The 12,485-nt window shown below is 68.6% G+C and carries 21 protein-coding genes; 4 read left to right on the forward strand and 17 right to left on the reverse strand.

Features of this window, described 5'->3' with window-relative positions; all coding sequences use genetic code 11:
• Positions 1–48 precede the first annotated feature (48 nt).
• The 13 genes from ACZ499_RS38930 to ACZ499_RS38990 all read right to left on the reverse strand — a co-directional run bounded on the left by ACZ499_RS38930 (position 49) and on the right by ACZ499_RS38990 (position 6,821).
• Entirely contained in the window at positions 49–258 is a 210-nt protein-coding gene (locus ACZ499_RS38930; protein WP_468681807.1) for a hypothetical protein, read from the reverse strand.
• Positions 259–359: 101 nt separating this feature from the next.
• A complete protein-coding gene (locus ACZ499_RS38935) occupies positions 360–524 on the reverse strand; it encodes a pRL2-8 (protein ID WP_468681808.1) in 165 nt (54 codons plus the stop codon).
• Between the two features lie 9 nt (positions 525–533).
• Positions 534–803 (reverse strand): hypothetical protein, encoded by a 270-nt coding sequence (locus ACZ499_RS38940; RefSeq protein ID WP_468681810.1) that lies wholly within the window; start codon positions 801–803, stop codon positions 534–536.
• Between the two features lie 11 nt (positions 804–814).
• Positions 815–1,345 (reverse strand): hypothetical protein, encoded by a 531-nt coding sequence (locus tag ACZ499_RS38945; protein WP_468681812.1) that lies wholly within the window; start codon positions 1,343–1,345, stop codon positions 815–817.
• A gap of 93 nt (positions 1,346–1,438) precedes the next feature.
• Complete coding sequence (locus ACZ499_RS38950) at positions 1,439–1,732, reverse strand: hypothetical protein (protein ID WP_468681813.1); 294 nt, start codon at positions 1,730–1,732, stop codon at positions 1,439–1,441.
• 177 nt (positions 1,733–1,909) lie between these two features.
• A complete protein-coding gene (locus ACZ499_RS38955; protein WP_468681815.1) occupies positions 1,910–2,104 on the reverse strand; it encodes a hypothetical protein in 195 nt (64 codons plus the stop codon).
• Between the two features lie 103 nt (positions 2,105–2,207).
• Entirely contained in the window at positions 2,208–2,408 is a 201-nt protein-coding gene (locus tag ACZ499_RS38960; protein ID WP_468681816.1) for a hypothetical protein, read from the reverse strand.
• 100 nt (positions 2,409–2,508) lie between these two features.
• On the reverse strand, positions 2,509–2,715 hold the full coding sequence (locus ACZ499_RS38965; RefSeq protein WP_468681818.1) for a hypothetical protein: 207 nt from the start codon (positions 2,713–2,715) through the stop codon (positions 2,509–2,511).
• Positions 2,712–2,927 carry a hypothetical protein gene (locus tag ACZ499_RS38970; RefSeq protein ID WP_468681820.1) on the reverse strand — a complete coding sequence of 72 codons (216 nt, stop codon included), beginning with the start codon at positions 2,925–2,927 and terminating at the stop codon, positions 2,712–2,714. Before ACZ499_RS38970 ends, ACZ499_RS38965 begins: the two co-directional genes overlap by 4 nt.
• A gap of 256 nt (positions 2,928–3,183) precedes the next feature.
• Positions 3,184–3,714, reverse strand: coding sequence for a hypothetical protein (locus tag ACZ499_RS38975; protein WP_468681822.1), 531 nt, complete (start codon positions 3,712–3,714; stop codon positions 3,184–3,186).
• Positions 3,711–5,510: a hypothetical protein gene (locus tag ACZ499_RS38980; RefSeq protein WP_468681824.1), complete on the reverse strand. Its 1,800-nt coding sequence runs from the start codon at positions 5,508–5,510 to the stop codon at positions 3,711–3,713. The genes ACZ499_RS38975 and ACZ499_RS38980 overlap by 4 nt, the downstream gene beginning before the upstream one ends.
• Positions 5,507–5,785, reverse strand: a complete 279-nt coding sequence (locus tag ACZ499_RS38985; RefSeq protein ID WP_468681825.1) for a hypothetical protein — start codon at positions 5,783–5,785, stop codon at positions 5,507–5,509. Before ACZ499_RS38985 ends, ACZ499_RS38980 begins: the two co-directional genes overlap by 4 nt.
• A gap of 124 nt (positions 5,786–5,909) precedes the next feature.
• Complete coding sequence (locus tag ACZ499_RS38990) at positions 5,910–6,821, reverse strand: DUF2637 domain-containing protein (RefSeq protein WP_468681827.1); 912 nt, start codon at positions 6,819–6,821, stop codon at positions 5,910–5,912.
• A gap of 277 nt (positions 6,822–7,098) precedes the next feature.
• On the opposite strand from ACZ499_RS38990, the gene ACZ499_RS38995 reads away from it, so the two are divergent.
• Complete coding sequence (locus ACZ499_RS38995; protein ID WP_468681829.1) at positions 7,099–7,875, forward strand: GntR family transcriptional regulator; 777 nt, start codon at positions 7,099–7,101, stop codon at positions 7,873–7,875.
• A 32-nt stretch (positions 7,876–7,907) separates the two neighbouring features.
• Complete coding sequence (locus ACZ499_RS39000) at positions 7,908–8,468, forward strand: UTRA domain-containing protein (RefSeq protein ID WP_468681831.1); 561 nt, start codon at positions 7,908–7,910, stop codon at positions 8,466–8,468.
• Positions 8,469–8,561: 93 nt separating this feature from the next.
• On the opposite strand, the gene ACZ499_RS39005 is transcribed toward ACZ499_RS39000, so the two are convergent.
• From ACZ499_RS39005 to ACZ499_RS39020, 4 genes are all read right to left on the reverse strand, one after another.
• On the reverse strand, positions 8,562–8,789 hold the full coding sequence (locus ACZ499_RS39005; RefSeq protein WP_468681834.1) for a hypothetical protein: 228 nt from the start codon (positions 8,787–8,789) through the stop codon (positions 8,562–8,564).
• A 170-nt stretch (positions 8,790–8,959) separates the two neighbouring features.
• Positions 8,960–9,229: a hypothetical protein gene (locus tag ACZ499_RS39010; RefSeq protein WP_468681835.1), complete on the reverse strand. Its 270-nt coding sequence runs from the start codon at positions 9,227–9,229 to the stop codon at positions 8,960–8,962.
• A 172-nt stretch (positions 9,230–9,401) separates the two neighbouring features.
• Entirely contained in the window at positions 9,402–9,866 is a 465-nt protein-coding gene (locus ACZ499_RS39015; protein WP_468681838.1) for a hypothetical protein, read from the reverse strand.
• 173 nt (positions 9,867–10,039) lie between these two features.
• Positions 10,040–10,282: a hypothetical protein gene (locus ACZ499_RS39020; protein WP_468681840.1), complete on the reverse strand. Its 243-nt coding sequence runs from the start codon at positions 10,280–10,282 to the stop codon at positions 10,040–10,042.
• A gap of 217 nt (positions 10,283–10,499) precedes the next feature.
• On the opposite strand from ACZ499_RS39020, the gene ACZ499_RS39025 reads away from it, so the two are divergent.
• A complete protein-coding gene (locus tag ACZ499_RS39025) occupies positions 10,500–11,114 on the forward strand; it encodes a nucleotide-binding protein (protein ID WP_468681842.1) in 615 nt (204 codons plus the stop codon).
• Complete coding sequence (locus ACZ499_RS39030) at positions 11,111–11,701, forward strand: hypothetical protein (RefSeq protein WP_468681843.1); 591 nt, start codon at positions 11,111–11,113, stop codon at positions 11,699–11,701. The genes ACZ499_RS39025 and ACZ499_RS39030 overlap by 4 nt, the downstream gene beginning before the upstream one ends.
• The last annotated feature ends 784 nt before the right edge of the window (positions 11,702–12,485 follow it).

The raw sequence follows: 12,485 nt of genomic DNA on the forward strand, positions 1-12,485 counted from the left end.
AGCACAGATCAAGCACGGTCATCCCGTTGCGGGGAGCGGCCGGGGGCATCATGCCGCCGCTCCGGCGAGCACCACGACGCGGGCGGAGGGGGTGGTGGCGGGGGCGTTGCCGGAGCCCTTGCACGTACCGCAGTAGACGCGGTTCAGCCGGCGGGAGCCGTTCGCGGCGCGCTTGCTGGCCGCGACCGCCACAACCGGGAAGCCGAAGCACTCCGGGCAGAGTCCGGCGGCGGCGCCGTGGGTGTGGATGTGCTGCATGATTGACGTTCTCCTTCGGTTCCGTTGGGGAGCCGGCGCCGGGGTGGCGGATGCTTGGCCGTATCGGGCCACCCCGGGGGCCGGTCACGTGCTGTGGTTCGTCACCACCACGTGGACTTCTTCTTCGGGACGATCATCGAACCGCAGCCGTTGTTCATGTGGTCCACGCACTGCGGGCAGTCCTGTTTGGGCTTCAACCTGCGGTGGATGCTCTTGTCGTAGGCGTGCTGCCAGCACTGCCGGCACTGACCGGGAGGCGTGTCCATTCCGCCCCCTCACTTGCTGCCGCGACGGCGCCGCGGCTTGCTGTAGGCGGGCGGGATCGCGTCGTACGCGTCGCGCGCCTCCCGGAACGGGGTCGCGTCCGTGTCGGCGTAGGTGCTGCCGAGCGTGCGCGTGATCCGGTTCGCGGTCTTGCGGTCGCCGTGGCGCTTGGCAATCGCGTACTCACGGCCCAACTCCGCCAACTCCGCGGCGGTCGCGCTGTCCGCGGCGGGCTCGGGGTCCGAGTTGCCGCCGCCACCGAAGAGGTTCCGCAGTCCCATGACCGGCCGCCCTACGCGGTGCGGGGGTCGAAGGGCTCGGACCACTCCTTGGGCGGGGTCGGCGCGTCGTGCCGTTCGTCCAAGTCGTAAGAGGCGTGGGCGGTGAGCACCGCCCCAAGCTCCGCGAGCGAGTCCACCAGGGTCACGTGCGCCGTGCATCCGGGGGCGTAGCACTCGCGGCGGACGAACAGCGCACCGGACTGGTTCATGACCGCCGGGTCGTCGTCCATGCATCCGCGGAAGACCAGCAGCACCGAGTACGGGCCGGCGGGGAGGCTCACCGCCGCCTCCGCGATCTGCGCCGGGGCGGACTGGACGGGGGTCACCTCCCACTCCAGCAGCGCCACCAGGGCCGCGGCCTTCTGTCCGAAGACGGCTTCGGCCACCGCGGCGGCCGTGTCCTTCACCTTCAGGACCCGACCCTTCTCGCGGGTCTCCGCCTCTTTGTGCTCGCGGTTCTCTTCGTCCACGTACTCCGCGAGCGCGAGCCCCACGAAGGCTTCCGCCCCCTTGGCCGCCTCCGCGACGTCCATCCGTGTCATTCCTTGATCACTCCTGTGTGCCGCTGGTCGGGGGAAGGGCGGGCGCCCCTCCCCCGTCGCGCTGAACGTGGGGGGTGTGGGAGGGGGTGGGGACTACCACCACGAGAAGCCGGAGCCCTTTTCGACCTTCGCCTTCGCCTTGTCGCGGATCTTCGACTTGCGGGCCGACTCCAAGACGTCGTATTCCGCCTTCAGTCGCTCTTCCGCGTCCGCCACGACCCGGTCCGCCGCCGCCTCCGCCTTCGTCGTGGACTTGCCGCGGACGACCTTCGCGGCGCCGCGCCCGATGTGCGCGAACAGACGCGCCTTCTCGCCGGCGGTGAGCGGCCATACCTCGCCCCTGCGGACCGCTTCGAGCTTCCTGCGTGCGACGTCAACCTGTGCCATGCGTTTGCTTCCCTTCGTCGGGTTGATCGGGGTCCGGGCTGTCCGGCCCCCACTCCGTCCGGGGCGACCCGTTGCGGGCCGGTCGGGCGGAGAGGGGGACCACGTCAGACGCGGGCGGGGAGGGTTGGGGCCGGCGGCCGGCTCCGGGCGGGCCGCCGGGTGGCACTGCGGTGCTGATCAGGTGAGTTCCTGCGGGTAGACGCAGGACAGGGAGCCGTCCGCGTCCTCTTGGATCTGAACCAGTTCGATCGGGACGCCCCCGATAAGGGCCGCATTCGTGCTGATCACCACGCCGGTCTCTCCGCCCTTGTGCTTCGTGGGCTGCACCGGGTTCGTGACCGTGACGGACTGGCCAGAGGCGAAGCGGGCCATGTGCACTCCTTGAAGTTCGACGGGTCCGGGCTGTCCGGCTCCCCTCACCGCCCGGGGCGGCCGTCGTGCGGCCGGTCGGGCGGATCGGGCAACCGACAGCGGGTCAGTTGTCGAGTGCGTCCCACATCCCCGCGAGCCGGTCCGCCTCCGCCTTCGCTTCCTTCTTCGTGGCGTGGCTGGACACGATGTGACCGCCGGTCATGCCGCTGCGCAGGTTGACGACGGCTTCACCGCTCTCGGGGTCCGTGCCGGGCTCCGTGGTGTAGGCGGCGCGGGCACTGGACTTGCCACTGAAGAGGCCCATTCGCGTGTCTCCTTGGGGTTCGGGCCGGTTGTCCGGCCGATGACTTAACTATGCCTCACTGTGAGGCAAAGTTGAAGAGGGCGGGCGGGGTTTTTTCTGGTCAGTTCTCGCGGGGGTCGTCGTCGTGCTGGTCGGTGCGCAACGGGCCGCCCGGGAGCGGGAGTTCGAACCACACCGGAACGGCGACCGTGGCGAGGAAGGCGAGGATCACGACCGCGGCGCTTATGCCGGTCGCGGCGCGGAGCCCGATCACCGAGCCCCCCAGTGCGACCCCGAGTAAGGCCGCGCGGGCGCTCGCCGGGATCACTGCGCCTCCCCGATCGGGCGCCACTGGTGGCGGCCGGCGTGGTCGGTGGCGACCGTGGTCAACCGCTTCGCCTCCGCGTCCGAGACGCAGCGGAAACGGATCACCACGCCGCACCCCTGCGGGCAACGGCGGGTGCGCTTCAGCGTGAAGATCAGGGCGAGAAGGTCCGCGATCCTGTGCCCGATCGGCGCCGTGGTGTCGTTGTGGGTCATGCGGTGTGCTCCCTTCGTTCAGTCGTGGGGCCGGTCTTCCGGACCCCCCTCACCGCCCGGGGCGGCCCGTTGTGGGCCGGTCGGGCGGAGGGGGAGGCGCAACAGACGCACCGCGGGGCGCCTCACCGTGAGGTGAAGTTGCGGTGGGGTGGGGCCGTGGGCTGTCGTCGGTGGGGAGTTGGGGCGGGCCGGTCGCCTCCCCCGCGCCGCCCGGTGCGGCCGTTGTGGGCCGGTCGGGCGGGGCGGGGGGGGTGCTTCAGCGCCGGCGGACGATCGCGGTTGCGGTGGCGGTCGCCTTGCCGAGGAAGCCGCGGGATACGGCGGTCGCGGAGACCGTGACCGGCCCGCCGGCTCCCTTCGCGGAGCGGGACAGGGCGAACATGCCGAGCACGGCGCCGATCACAAGTGCGGCGTAGAACAGTTGCCGCATGAACTCCGCCGCGGCCAACATCCACGCCGTGGTGAGCGAGAGCCCCCACGCCGCGAGCGTGAAACTCCCCGAAGTGACCGGTAGGAGAATGGCGGTCGAAATGACCCACCGCGGAATGGGCTTGCGCTGAACGACCGTGCTCACGGCGCGCTCCGCGAATGCGTCCACGTCCACGATGATCTCCCGGCCGTCCGCCGTGACGACCGAAACCACGTTCAGGTTCTGGCGTGCGGCGTATTCGGCCGGGACGACCGCGGAGGGGACGACGACTTCGGCGCGGGGCATTTGCTTGAAGAGATCCGCCGGAATGTGCTTGGTGAGTTCTCCCGGGAGCGCGTTCGGGTCGTAGGTGTTCACGATGCCGCACCTTCCTTCAGCGTCCGGGCGCCCGCGCGGGGGCGGTTCAAGTGCCATTCCGTGAGTGCGGCCGGCTCCCACGCCGGGGAGGTTCCGCGGCGGAATTCGCCGGCGATCGGGTCGCGCTGTCGTGCCTTCTTGAATGCCTCCCATTCCATGCCGAGGAATTCCGCCGCGTTCTTCAGTCCGGTAATCGGCTCCGGCTCGGGGTCGGGCTCGGGATTGGGGACCGAGAAGAGCGGCACACGGCCGTTCTCGTCACGGTCCGCGACAATCACCGTCTGTCCGTTACGTCCCGTAATGTCCGGGGACTGTCCCGGGACAAGAACCGGCGTCGATCCTGGCAGGGACGTTCCCGCCTTGCTCAGGGACGTAGCCGGGGACGTGGCCGCGGCATCGGTCGGCTTGCGGCCGTTCAGCGCGAATTCCCGAGCCTCTTCCGGGCTCATGTAAATCATCTGAATGGTGCGCTGGTCGTCGCCCACCATGACGATGGCGCGGCCGGGGTGGCGGGACGACTTCGGGCGCGGATACGTGCCCACGAGCATGTTCCACGCAGCCGGCGAGAACCGCGCGAGAATCTTCATGCCGTACTGGTCGCGAGCCTCCGAACCACCCGCGGCACGGGCGTTCATCTGCTGGAAGATCGAAATCACGTGCATTTTCGCCTGTCGACCCTGGTTCAGGATGAACGCAAGATCGTTCATGACCGGGGGCGTGCGCGGGTCGGACTTCTCGCGAATGGAGTTCCACCACTCCTGAATGAGGCGGGTGAAGCTGTTCATTTCCTCAATTACGAGGAAGCGCCGCGGGAATTCCGCCTTTTCGTTTTCGTCCAGAGTTTCGTAACGGTCTTCCATTTCCGCGCGGAATTCCTTGACGATGCGGACCCATGCTTCCGCGGTCTTGTGAATGTCGACCCCGGGGACCCCGCGGAAGCAATTCAGGGAAATGCGCTTCGGGTCGCAAATGTCGATGTGCTCCACACCGCCGGGCTTTCCGGTGTGCCGCGCGAGTTGCGAGATCACGACCCGCAGGAACGTCGACTTGCCGCCGCCCGTACCCATGGACAGTGCCCAGTGCGGCGCTTCCTGGTCGAAGTCGCCGTGAACCCCGTCGCTGCGGGTGCCGAGACCGACCAGCGGACGCGCCTCCGGCGAGCGCATGAGCTGTGCCACGACGTCCGCGAAGGCCACGAACTTGGGCGGCGCCGGCGGGTGCTTCATGATCAGTTGGAAGGCGCCCCAATCCCATTCCGACTCCCACTCACCGGGAAGCCGGCGTTCCATGAGAGCCGTGATCTCGTGACGCTCCATGTCGGTGCCGCGGAAGTCGCGCGGCACCCGCAGGGTCACCCGGGCGTTGTCGGCTTCCAGCCGGTAGGGGACCCGCAGCCACTCCCGGATGCTCTCGCCCTCCGGGACCCGCAGCATGCCGGCAACCGTGATCCACAGCGGCACGACCAGGTTCCGGAAGTGCGTCCGGCGGTCGCGGGTGCGGCGGCCGATGTACGCCCCGAGCCCGCCCACCAGCAGCGCCGCAAGAACGGTGAGATACGGGTTCATGTTCCACCCGACCACCAGCGCGAGCGCGGTCCACTTCGCCGCCCGGCGGACCCACGTCGGGATCAGGCGCAGGTACGCGAAGCGACGCGTCCGGGGGTACACCCACCGGTACGGCATCCACCGCGGAGGCTCCGCGGGAGCCGGCCCGCCGCTCCCCCGCCCGGTGAGGCGGTGGCGGTTACGGAACGCGATCCATGCGGCCACGCCCGCGAGCGCGATCGTCACATTCATGCGGACCGCCCCCCGTTACCGTCTGTGTCCGCCTTGCCGTCGTTCGCGACCACCGACCAGCCGGCCGCGGTGAACAAGTCGATCGTCTGCCGGATGCTCGCCTTGCCGCCGCCGGTACCGACCGACAGCATCACGTGCGCCGTGGGGGCGGTGTTGGGGGTCGTCGGGTCGATGTCGGGGGCGGTGTGGGGGCTGTCGGGAGCCCCGGGGGCGGTGTCGGGAGTCGCGGAGATCCGCGTTACGCCCGGCTCGCCGTCGTGTGAGAACGTGGGCACTGTCTCAGACCCTTCGTCAGTAGGGATGAGTCGCGGGGGCGGTCGGGGCCTAAGCCGGCCGCCCCCAGTTCGTCAGTAGGTGTCGCTGTTCGGTTCGGCGCCGGGCGCCGTCGTGGGGCCGTGGTTACGGCGTCGGGGCGCTGTTGGTTCCCGTCGCGGGGAGTTGGGCCGGCACCGGGGCGGGGTCGACACGGGGTGTCTTCTTCGCGATGTCGTACGCGTACGACCGATCCACGGTCATGCCCCGGTCCTTCAGCCACTCGACTGCGCCGGGGACGTTGCCTTCCTTGGCGGACAGGGCGAGCCGGACCGCGTCCGCCTTCGTGATCCCCTCCGGAAGCCCGTTCAGGTCTTCCACTTCCTTGACCTGCTGCGCCTGCCACACCCGCGCCAACGCGTCCTCCGGGCGGGTGAGCCCGTAGCGCACGGACAGGGACCACGCGTCGAAGGTCTCGCGGGGGTAGCGCAGCCACCGCACGATGCGGAAGCGGGCCAACGGCCGCTCAACAGCGCCGATGCGCCGGAGCATGGTCCGCCGGATCTGCCGAAGCACCACGTCAAAGAGCCACCAGGACAGCACCGACATGGCGCCGAAGTAGAGCGCCGCGGCGGTCGACCCGCCCGGCTCGGTGTCCGCGTTGTAGTAGTTCGCGCCCGCGGAGCCGATGACCAGGAAGAAGGTCAACAGCCGGGGGCCGGCGGCGGAGTCGTGCGCGATCACGGCCCGCAGGGACAGGAAGCCGCACAGCATCGCGGCCACGTCCAGCGAGACCGGCACGCCGTACGCCCACGGTGCCTTCAGGTGAAGCACGTCCGTACCGAAGCCCACGAGACCGTTCCACGACATGGCCGCGGCGATCCCGACGACCACCAGCAGCAGCGCGTACCCGGTGATCGTCACCCGCTTCGTCTGCCGCTCCGCCTTCTCTTCCGCGGTGCGCTCCGAGCGCCACCCGAACACCCCACGGGCACCCGACCGGCCCCCCTCTTCGTCCCCTTCGACCCCACCGGGGGGTACGGGCGTCATGTTCGCCATGCCTTCCACTCCTTCTCTTCGCCCTTCACTGCCTGTCTTGCCAGTTCCGTACATCAGCACGTGCGCACATGCGCATGGTCTCCGAGTCGTGCGCATCCACTCACTTGCGCACGCCCCCAAGGGGACCCGACACGCAGCCTACGGCCACCCGACAACCACCCCGCAGACTTGCCGGTAATGGCGCGGTGTCACTCTGTGAGTGTCCCCCCATGTGCTTAGCAAGTCAAGAAGTGCTTAGCACTTGGGGACATACGTAGCTCTTGGTAACCTGCGACGTATGACCGAGCGACAGAAGCGACCCGCTTACCGCGCGACCGCGGACGGGCTTCGCGCAGCCATCGAACGAGGGGAGTACACCCCGGGTGCACAGCTACCGACCGACAGCGAGTTGGCCGACACCTTCGACACGAACCGGAGCAGCGTCGGGCAAGCCGTCCGCTTGCTCATGGGCGAAGGTCTGGTGGAGCGCCGCGGGCGCTACACCTACGTAGCCCGGATCGTCCGCAAGATCTTCCGAGACACGACCGCTCGCTACGTCCGCGCCCGGAGGGAAGAGGGAGCCGCCCGCGGCGCCTTCGGTGCCGAGATCAAACGACTCGGCATGACCCCCGTTTCACAGGTGACTGTCTCTCGCGCCCTCCCGCCCACCCATGTGGCGGAGCTACTGGGGGTGGAGCCCGGCGTTACCGCCGTGGTCTCCCGCGCCCGGCGAATGCTCGCGGATGACACGCCGGTTCAACTCGCTACCTCTTACCTCCCCGTCGACATCGCCGGCGGGACCGCCCTTGAAGAAGAGGACACGGGACCCGGGGGCGCCAAGTCACGGCTTGCGGATCTCGGGTACCCGCAAGCGCAGATCACGGAAACGATCGACGTGCGCACCCCCGAGCCCGAAGAGGCCACCGCCCTGAACATGGCGGAAGATCAACGCGTCTTCGAGGTGACCCACACCGCCCGAACGGCGGAGGGGCGAGCCGTGGAAGTTGCCGTCCACGTCATGCCGACCCACCTTTGGACGCTCTCGTACACATGGGATCTCGGTCCCACCCACTGACCCCAACCCACCAGGGAAGGAAGCGCCACCACATGGCACAGAACACGATCGACGCAGACGGGCAGATTCTCCGGGACGCTCGCAGCCGCTACCGGACCGCCCGCCGCGAAGAGGGCGGAGCGCACGGCGCATACGAGGGAGAGACCCGCCGCGCCGGCGGGGCGCCCCGCGCCGAAGTGACTGTCCGCCGCGAGCCCACGCCGGCCGCCGCCGCTGTCCACTTCGGTGGTGACGTGACGGACGTCGTGGTCCGCGAGCGCCGCATGTACGACGGGGAGCGCGTGGTTCAACTCGCGGACACGTGGGTCCCCGTTGACGTGGCGGAAGCCGCCGGGATCGAACAGGTTGACACCGGAGTGGGCGGCATCATCTCCCGCATGGCCGAAGCCGGGTTTGCCCAGACGGAGGTGACCGAAGACGTGACGCAGCGCCCCGCCACTCCGGCGGAGGCGGACGCGCTCGGGGTCGACTCCGGCTCTCTGCTCTTGGAGATCACCCATGTGGGGTACACCGACGCGGGCCGCGCGGTTGAAGTCACCCGCCACACGTTGGGTCCCGGCTGGACGCTCCGGTACTCCGTTCCGCTGGACTGACTCGCAAGTGCGCATCTGCGCACGCTCCGACCAGGAACGACGAAGCCCCGACCGGTCTCACGGTCGGGGCTTCGTCGCGCTCGCGCTCGGGGCTCAGCAGTCGGGGCACCCGGTGCAGCCGGCGTGAATGCGGGTGTGGATGCACACGACGCAGTGGTCGGGGCAGGCAACGCCGGCGTTGGCGCGCATGCCGTGGCGGATGCTGTCGGGGCTGAAGCCGCCGGCCCAAAGGCTGTTGAAGATCTCGCGGTAACGGTCGCTGTCGGCATCAATGCGGGCCAACTCTTCGTCCGTCACGGTGTGGGCGGCGCTCCCGGTCACGTGTCGCTCCCTTCTCTCCGGCCGGCCCGTCCGACCCGATGACTCAACTATGCCTCACTGTGAGGCAAAGTGCAAGCCATGGGCTCATGCTCACATGCGCACGCTCCGACCAGGAACGACGAAGCCCCGACCGGTCTCACGGTCGGGGCTTCGTCGCGCTCGCGCTCGGGTCACTCACCCGAGCCGGCAAGGCGCGCGGACAGCTCTTCCGGGAGGCGCCGCCAATTCGCGACGGTGGTCACGTAGTCGCCATTCGTGCGGCGCACGACCATGGGCCACTGCTCACCCCGGAGGGCACGAACCTTGAAGGTCTCGCCGTTCAGGCTGATCACACAGACCCGCGCCGAAGGGTCGTAAGCGTCCGGGTCGCGCATCCACCCACTGACCACCTTGACCGGCTCCGCCGTCGCGGCATGGGTGGCGCTCTCGCTCCCGGTCATGTGTCGCTCCCTTCTCTCCGGCCGGCCCGTCCGACCCGATGACTCAACTATGCCTCACCGTGAGGCGAAGTGCAAGCCATGGGCTCATGCTCACATGCGCACGCTCCGACCAGGAACGACGAAGCCCCGACCGGTCTCACGGTCGGGGCTTCGTCGCGCTCGCGCTCGGGGTTCAGGCATGCAGGAAGGCGGCGGCAATATCCACGAAGCGGTCATGCGCTTCGAGAGCGGCCCGCCGGGCTTCAGTGAGGGATTCGGCGCTGTCGTAGGTGTCACGCATGGCGTAGGTGACGGTGACCATGGCGACCGCGGCACGCCGGACCGCCGGGTCCGTGACGTGGATCTTCAACGCAATCAGGGGGCGAGTCACCGCGGATCGGGTCACATGCGTCTGCGCCTGAAGATCCCTTACGCGTTCGGCCGGGTCGCCCTTGATCACGGCATCCCCGCGCACCCACATGGCGCTCCGATGGTCCGACACCGCCACCGCGAGCGCGGTAACGGCTTCGAGTTGATCGCGGCGGAGCTGCTGCGCATGAGCCACCTTCTCAGTGCGGCCGGCCGCCCGGTGCTGGAAGGCGCCGGAGACAACCGCGCCAAGGAGTGTGCCGAGAACGGCTATCACGGTAGCGATCACGGGGAAGAGTCCTTCTCTGGTCTGGTCGGGGAGTTGGTACCTTGCTCCGCTCTCAACTATGCCTCATTGTGAGGCAAAGTCAATGGGTCGCACACATGCTCATGTGCGCACGCCGCGACCAGGAACGACGAAGCCCCGACCGGTGCCCGGTCGGGGCTTCGTCGCGCCGACGATCAGACGTCGGTACGGATACGGAATTCACTCCGCTCCCGCGACAGCCCTTCCAAGAGCAAGTCGGGGAAGTCAACCAAGATCACCTCACCAAGAAGGGAGTTGTAACCGACGTACGAGATCACGCCGTTGCGCCCGAGCTCGCCAGACTCCCGCTTCGACATGACGACGTCCAGACCCTTGAAAAGGTGCGTGTCGTGGTGGACCGGGCGGGCGGAGTCGACGCGGTTCTCGGTCTCGAACATGAATTGCCCCTCTCGTTCTGGTCGGGCCGCCCGACCTGCGATCAACTATGCCTCACTGTGAGGCAAAGTGCAAGGGGTGGCCACGCTCTCCCCTCCCGGTCCGGTCGGATCATCTGTTGAATGCGAGGAATGCGCAGGTGAGCACATGCGCACGGGTGCGGGAGGAATGTCCCGCGTCTGCGTACATGCTCATGTGCGCACGCCCTACCCTGGTCACATGGCATTCACTGTTGCCGTCGTCGTCCTCAAAGGTGGCGCCGGAAAGACGTTGATCTCAATCGCGCTCGCGGAAGCGGCGGCGGAGAGTGGAGCCGCGGCCACCCTTGCCGACTCGGACCCCATGGGGGGAGCTGTCCGGCAAGCGCAGCTTGCCCAAGAGTCGGGCCGGCCGCTGCGCGCCACCGTGTTGGGGCTGTCGACTCCAGACCTCCCGAAACGCATTGGGTCGATCACGCCCGGGGCTGATCTCTTGGCGATCGACGGACCGCCGCCGGGCGCCCTGAAGATTGCGAAGGCAGTCATGGAGTCCGCGGACGTCGTCCTCATGCCGTGCCCCGCACGCCCCGGGGATCTTGACCGCATCCCCGCCACGCTCGAAATGGCGGAGGGAATCGGGGTCCCTGTCTTCGGAACCTTCAACTTCTACAAGAAGGGGACCAACAACGCCTCAGCAGCGGAAGACCTGGTGGTGGCGTACGGGGTCAACATGCTGGAAACCCGCTTGATCGATTCCACGAAGGTGGCGGAGAACTACGGGCTGCGCCCGCGCGGCCTTGTTGCCCGGTACGGCCGGGATCTACTGGACGAACTCACGAGGAAGGCCGCGGGATGACCGCTGAAGAACACCCGCCCACAGAAGCCGGCGAGCCCGGAGCCTCCGACCCTCCCGCGGCGGAGCCGTCGCCGGCTCCGCAGGGACGCGGGCGGCGGGGTGGCGCCGGCGGGGCGGACATCCTGGCCCGTCTTACCGGGCTCGGGGCGGCAAAGAAGACCACCACCAAGAAGACCGCGGCGCCGGCGAAGAAGGCGACCGCGAAGAAGGTGCCGGCGAAGAAGACCGCAGCGCCGGCGACCAGGAAGGCCACCGCCAAGAAGGCGACCGCGACCGCGAAGAAGGCCACCGCGAAGAAGGCCACCGCGGCGGAGCCGGACAACACCTTCCCCGTCAAGAAGAAGGGGGATTGGGTGACCCCGGTCGGTGCGGCCGTGACCATGCCCGCAGAGCAGGACCGACCCCGCGCGCTCTACTCCGCCCGGATCACCTTCACCACCACAGAGCAGCAGCGCGAAGCACTGGAAACGGCCAAGATCACAGACCGGATCGACAAGACCGCCCGACTCCGCGCCATGGTCGCGCTGTGGCAGCAAGACGAACGACTACGCAAGCGCGTGGACAAACTCGCACAGACCATGCAGTAACCGCCCCTCCCTCACGGCCCGCCGGTCCACCCGGCGGGCCGCTCGCGTTTGTGGGGCACCCTGCCCCACAGTCGTGGCCGGCGTGCCCCACAAACGCGAGCGCGGGCCGGATCGCGCTCACACGATCCGGCCCGCCTTCCTGCTTTTTCACCGATTCCATGACTTTTCGGGCGCCCCGAGCCCGCCCGCAGTCTCCCGGGCTCCATGCCCCACACTCATGCCCCACCGTGCCCCACACAGCCGTGCCCCACGTGTGGGGCACGGCAAAAACCCCTTCTGACCTGCGGTAATGATCTTTTTTGGCTGTGGGGCACGGCTTCCTGCCCCACAGCGCGCAAGTCCCTGACCTGCGATGCCCCACCATGCCCCACATGCCCCACACCGAAGTACGCCCCTATAGGGGAGTGGGTCAAAAACCAAAAACCAAAAACCAAAACTCCGGCCGGCCGCGGCTCGCCCTCCGGCCGCGGCTCGCCCTCCGGCCGCGGCTCGCCCTCCGGCTGATCAACCACCCGAGCCGGCCAGCGCTCGCAGAACGGGACAGGGAGAGGGGAGACCGACCATGCGCGTAAGCGCATGGGACGCAGGAAGATCCCAACCGAAGCCACCATGCGCATGCACGCATGTACTCACGTGAGCAAGTGAGTGGATGCGTGCATGCGCATGCCCTCACGAGGGGGGAAGGTCTCGGGACGCACCAAGATCGACACGGGCGGGGGAGTGGTCGCGCGGAAGCGCGATCTTCCCGGCGAGGAATGCGCAGCACTCCCCCTCCCGGGGGCGG

The organism is Streptomyces sp. NPDC031265, assembly GCF_055570295.1.

Bases quoted from the DNA above. Each gene is read 5' to 3' on its own strand.
- ACZ499_RS38980 (WP_468681824.1), bottom strand. From the start codon at position 5,510: ATGAATGTGACGATCGCGCTCGCGGGCGTGGCCGCATGGATCGCGTTC.
- ACZ499_RS38950 (WP_468681813.1), bottom strand. From the start codon at position 1,732: ATGGCACAGGTTGACGTCGCACGCAGGAAGCTCGAAGCGGTCCGCAGG.
- ACZ499_RS39025 (WP_468681842.1), top strand. From the start codon at position 10,500: ATGGCATTCACTGTTGCCGTCGTCGTCCTCAAAGGTGGCGCCGGAAAG.
- ACZ499_RS39020 (WP_468681840.1), bottom strand. From the start codon at position 10,282: ATGTTCGAGACCGAGAACCGCGTCGACTCCGCCCGCCCGGTCCACCAC.
- ACZ499_RS38935 (WP_468681808.1), bottom strand. From the start codon at position 524: ATGGACACGCCTCCCGGTCAGTGCCGGCAGTGCTGGCAGCACGCCTAC.
- ACZ499_RS38930 (WP_468681807.1), bottom strand. From the start codon at position 258: ATGCAGCACATCCACACCCACGGCGCCGCCGCCGGACTCTGCCCGGAG.
- ACZ499_RS39030 (WP_468681843.1), top strand. From the start codon at position 11,111: ATGACCGCTGAAGAACACCCGCCCACAGAAGCCGGCGAGCCCGGAGCC.
- ACZ499_RS38960 (WP_468681816.1), bottom strand. From the start codon at position 2,408: ATGGGCCTCTTCAGTGGCAAGTCCAGTGCCCGCGCCGCCTACACCACG.
- ACZ499_RS38995 (WP_468681829.1), top strand. From the start codon at position 7,099: ATGACCGAGCGACAGAAGCGACCCGCTTACCGCGCGACCGCGGACGGG.
- ACZ499_RS38970 (WP_468681820.1), bottom strand. From the start codon at position 2,927: ATGACCCACAACGACACCACGGCGCCGATCGGGCACAGGATCGCGGAC.
- ACZ499_RS38990 (WP_468681827.1), bottom strand. From the start codon at position 6,821: ATGGCGAACATGACGCCCGTACCCCCCGGTGGGGTCGAAGGGGACGAA.
- ACZ499_RS38955 (WP_468681815.1), bottom strand. From the start codon at position 2,104: ATGGCCCGCTTCGCCTCTGGCCAGTCCGTCACGGTCACGAACCCGGTG.
- ACZ499_RS38945 (WP_468681812.1), bottom strand. From the start codon at position 1,345: ATGACACGGATGGACGTCGCGGAGGCGGCCAAGGGGGCGGAAGCCTTC.
- ACZ499_RS38940 (WP_468681810.1), bottom strand. From the start codon at position 803: ATGGGACTGCGGAACCTCTTCGGTGGCGGCGGCAACTCGGACCCCGAG.
- ACZ499_RS39000 (WP_468681831.1), top strand. From the start codon at position 7,908: ATGGCACAGAACACGATCGACGCAGACGGGCAGATTCTCCGGGACGCT.
- ACZ499_RS39010 (WP_468681835.1), bottom strand. From the start codon at position 9,229: ATGACCGGGAGCGAGAGCGCCACCCATGCCGCGACGGCGGAGCCGGTC.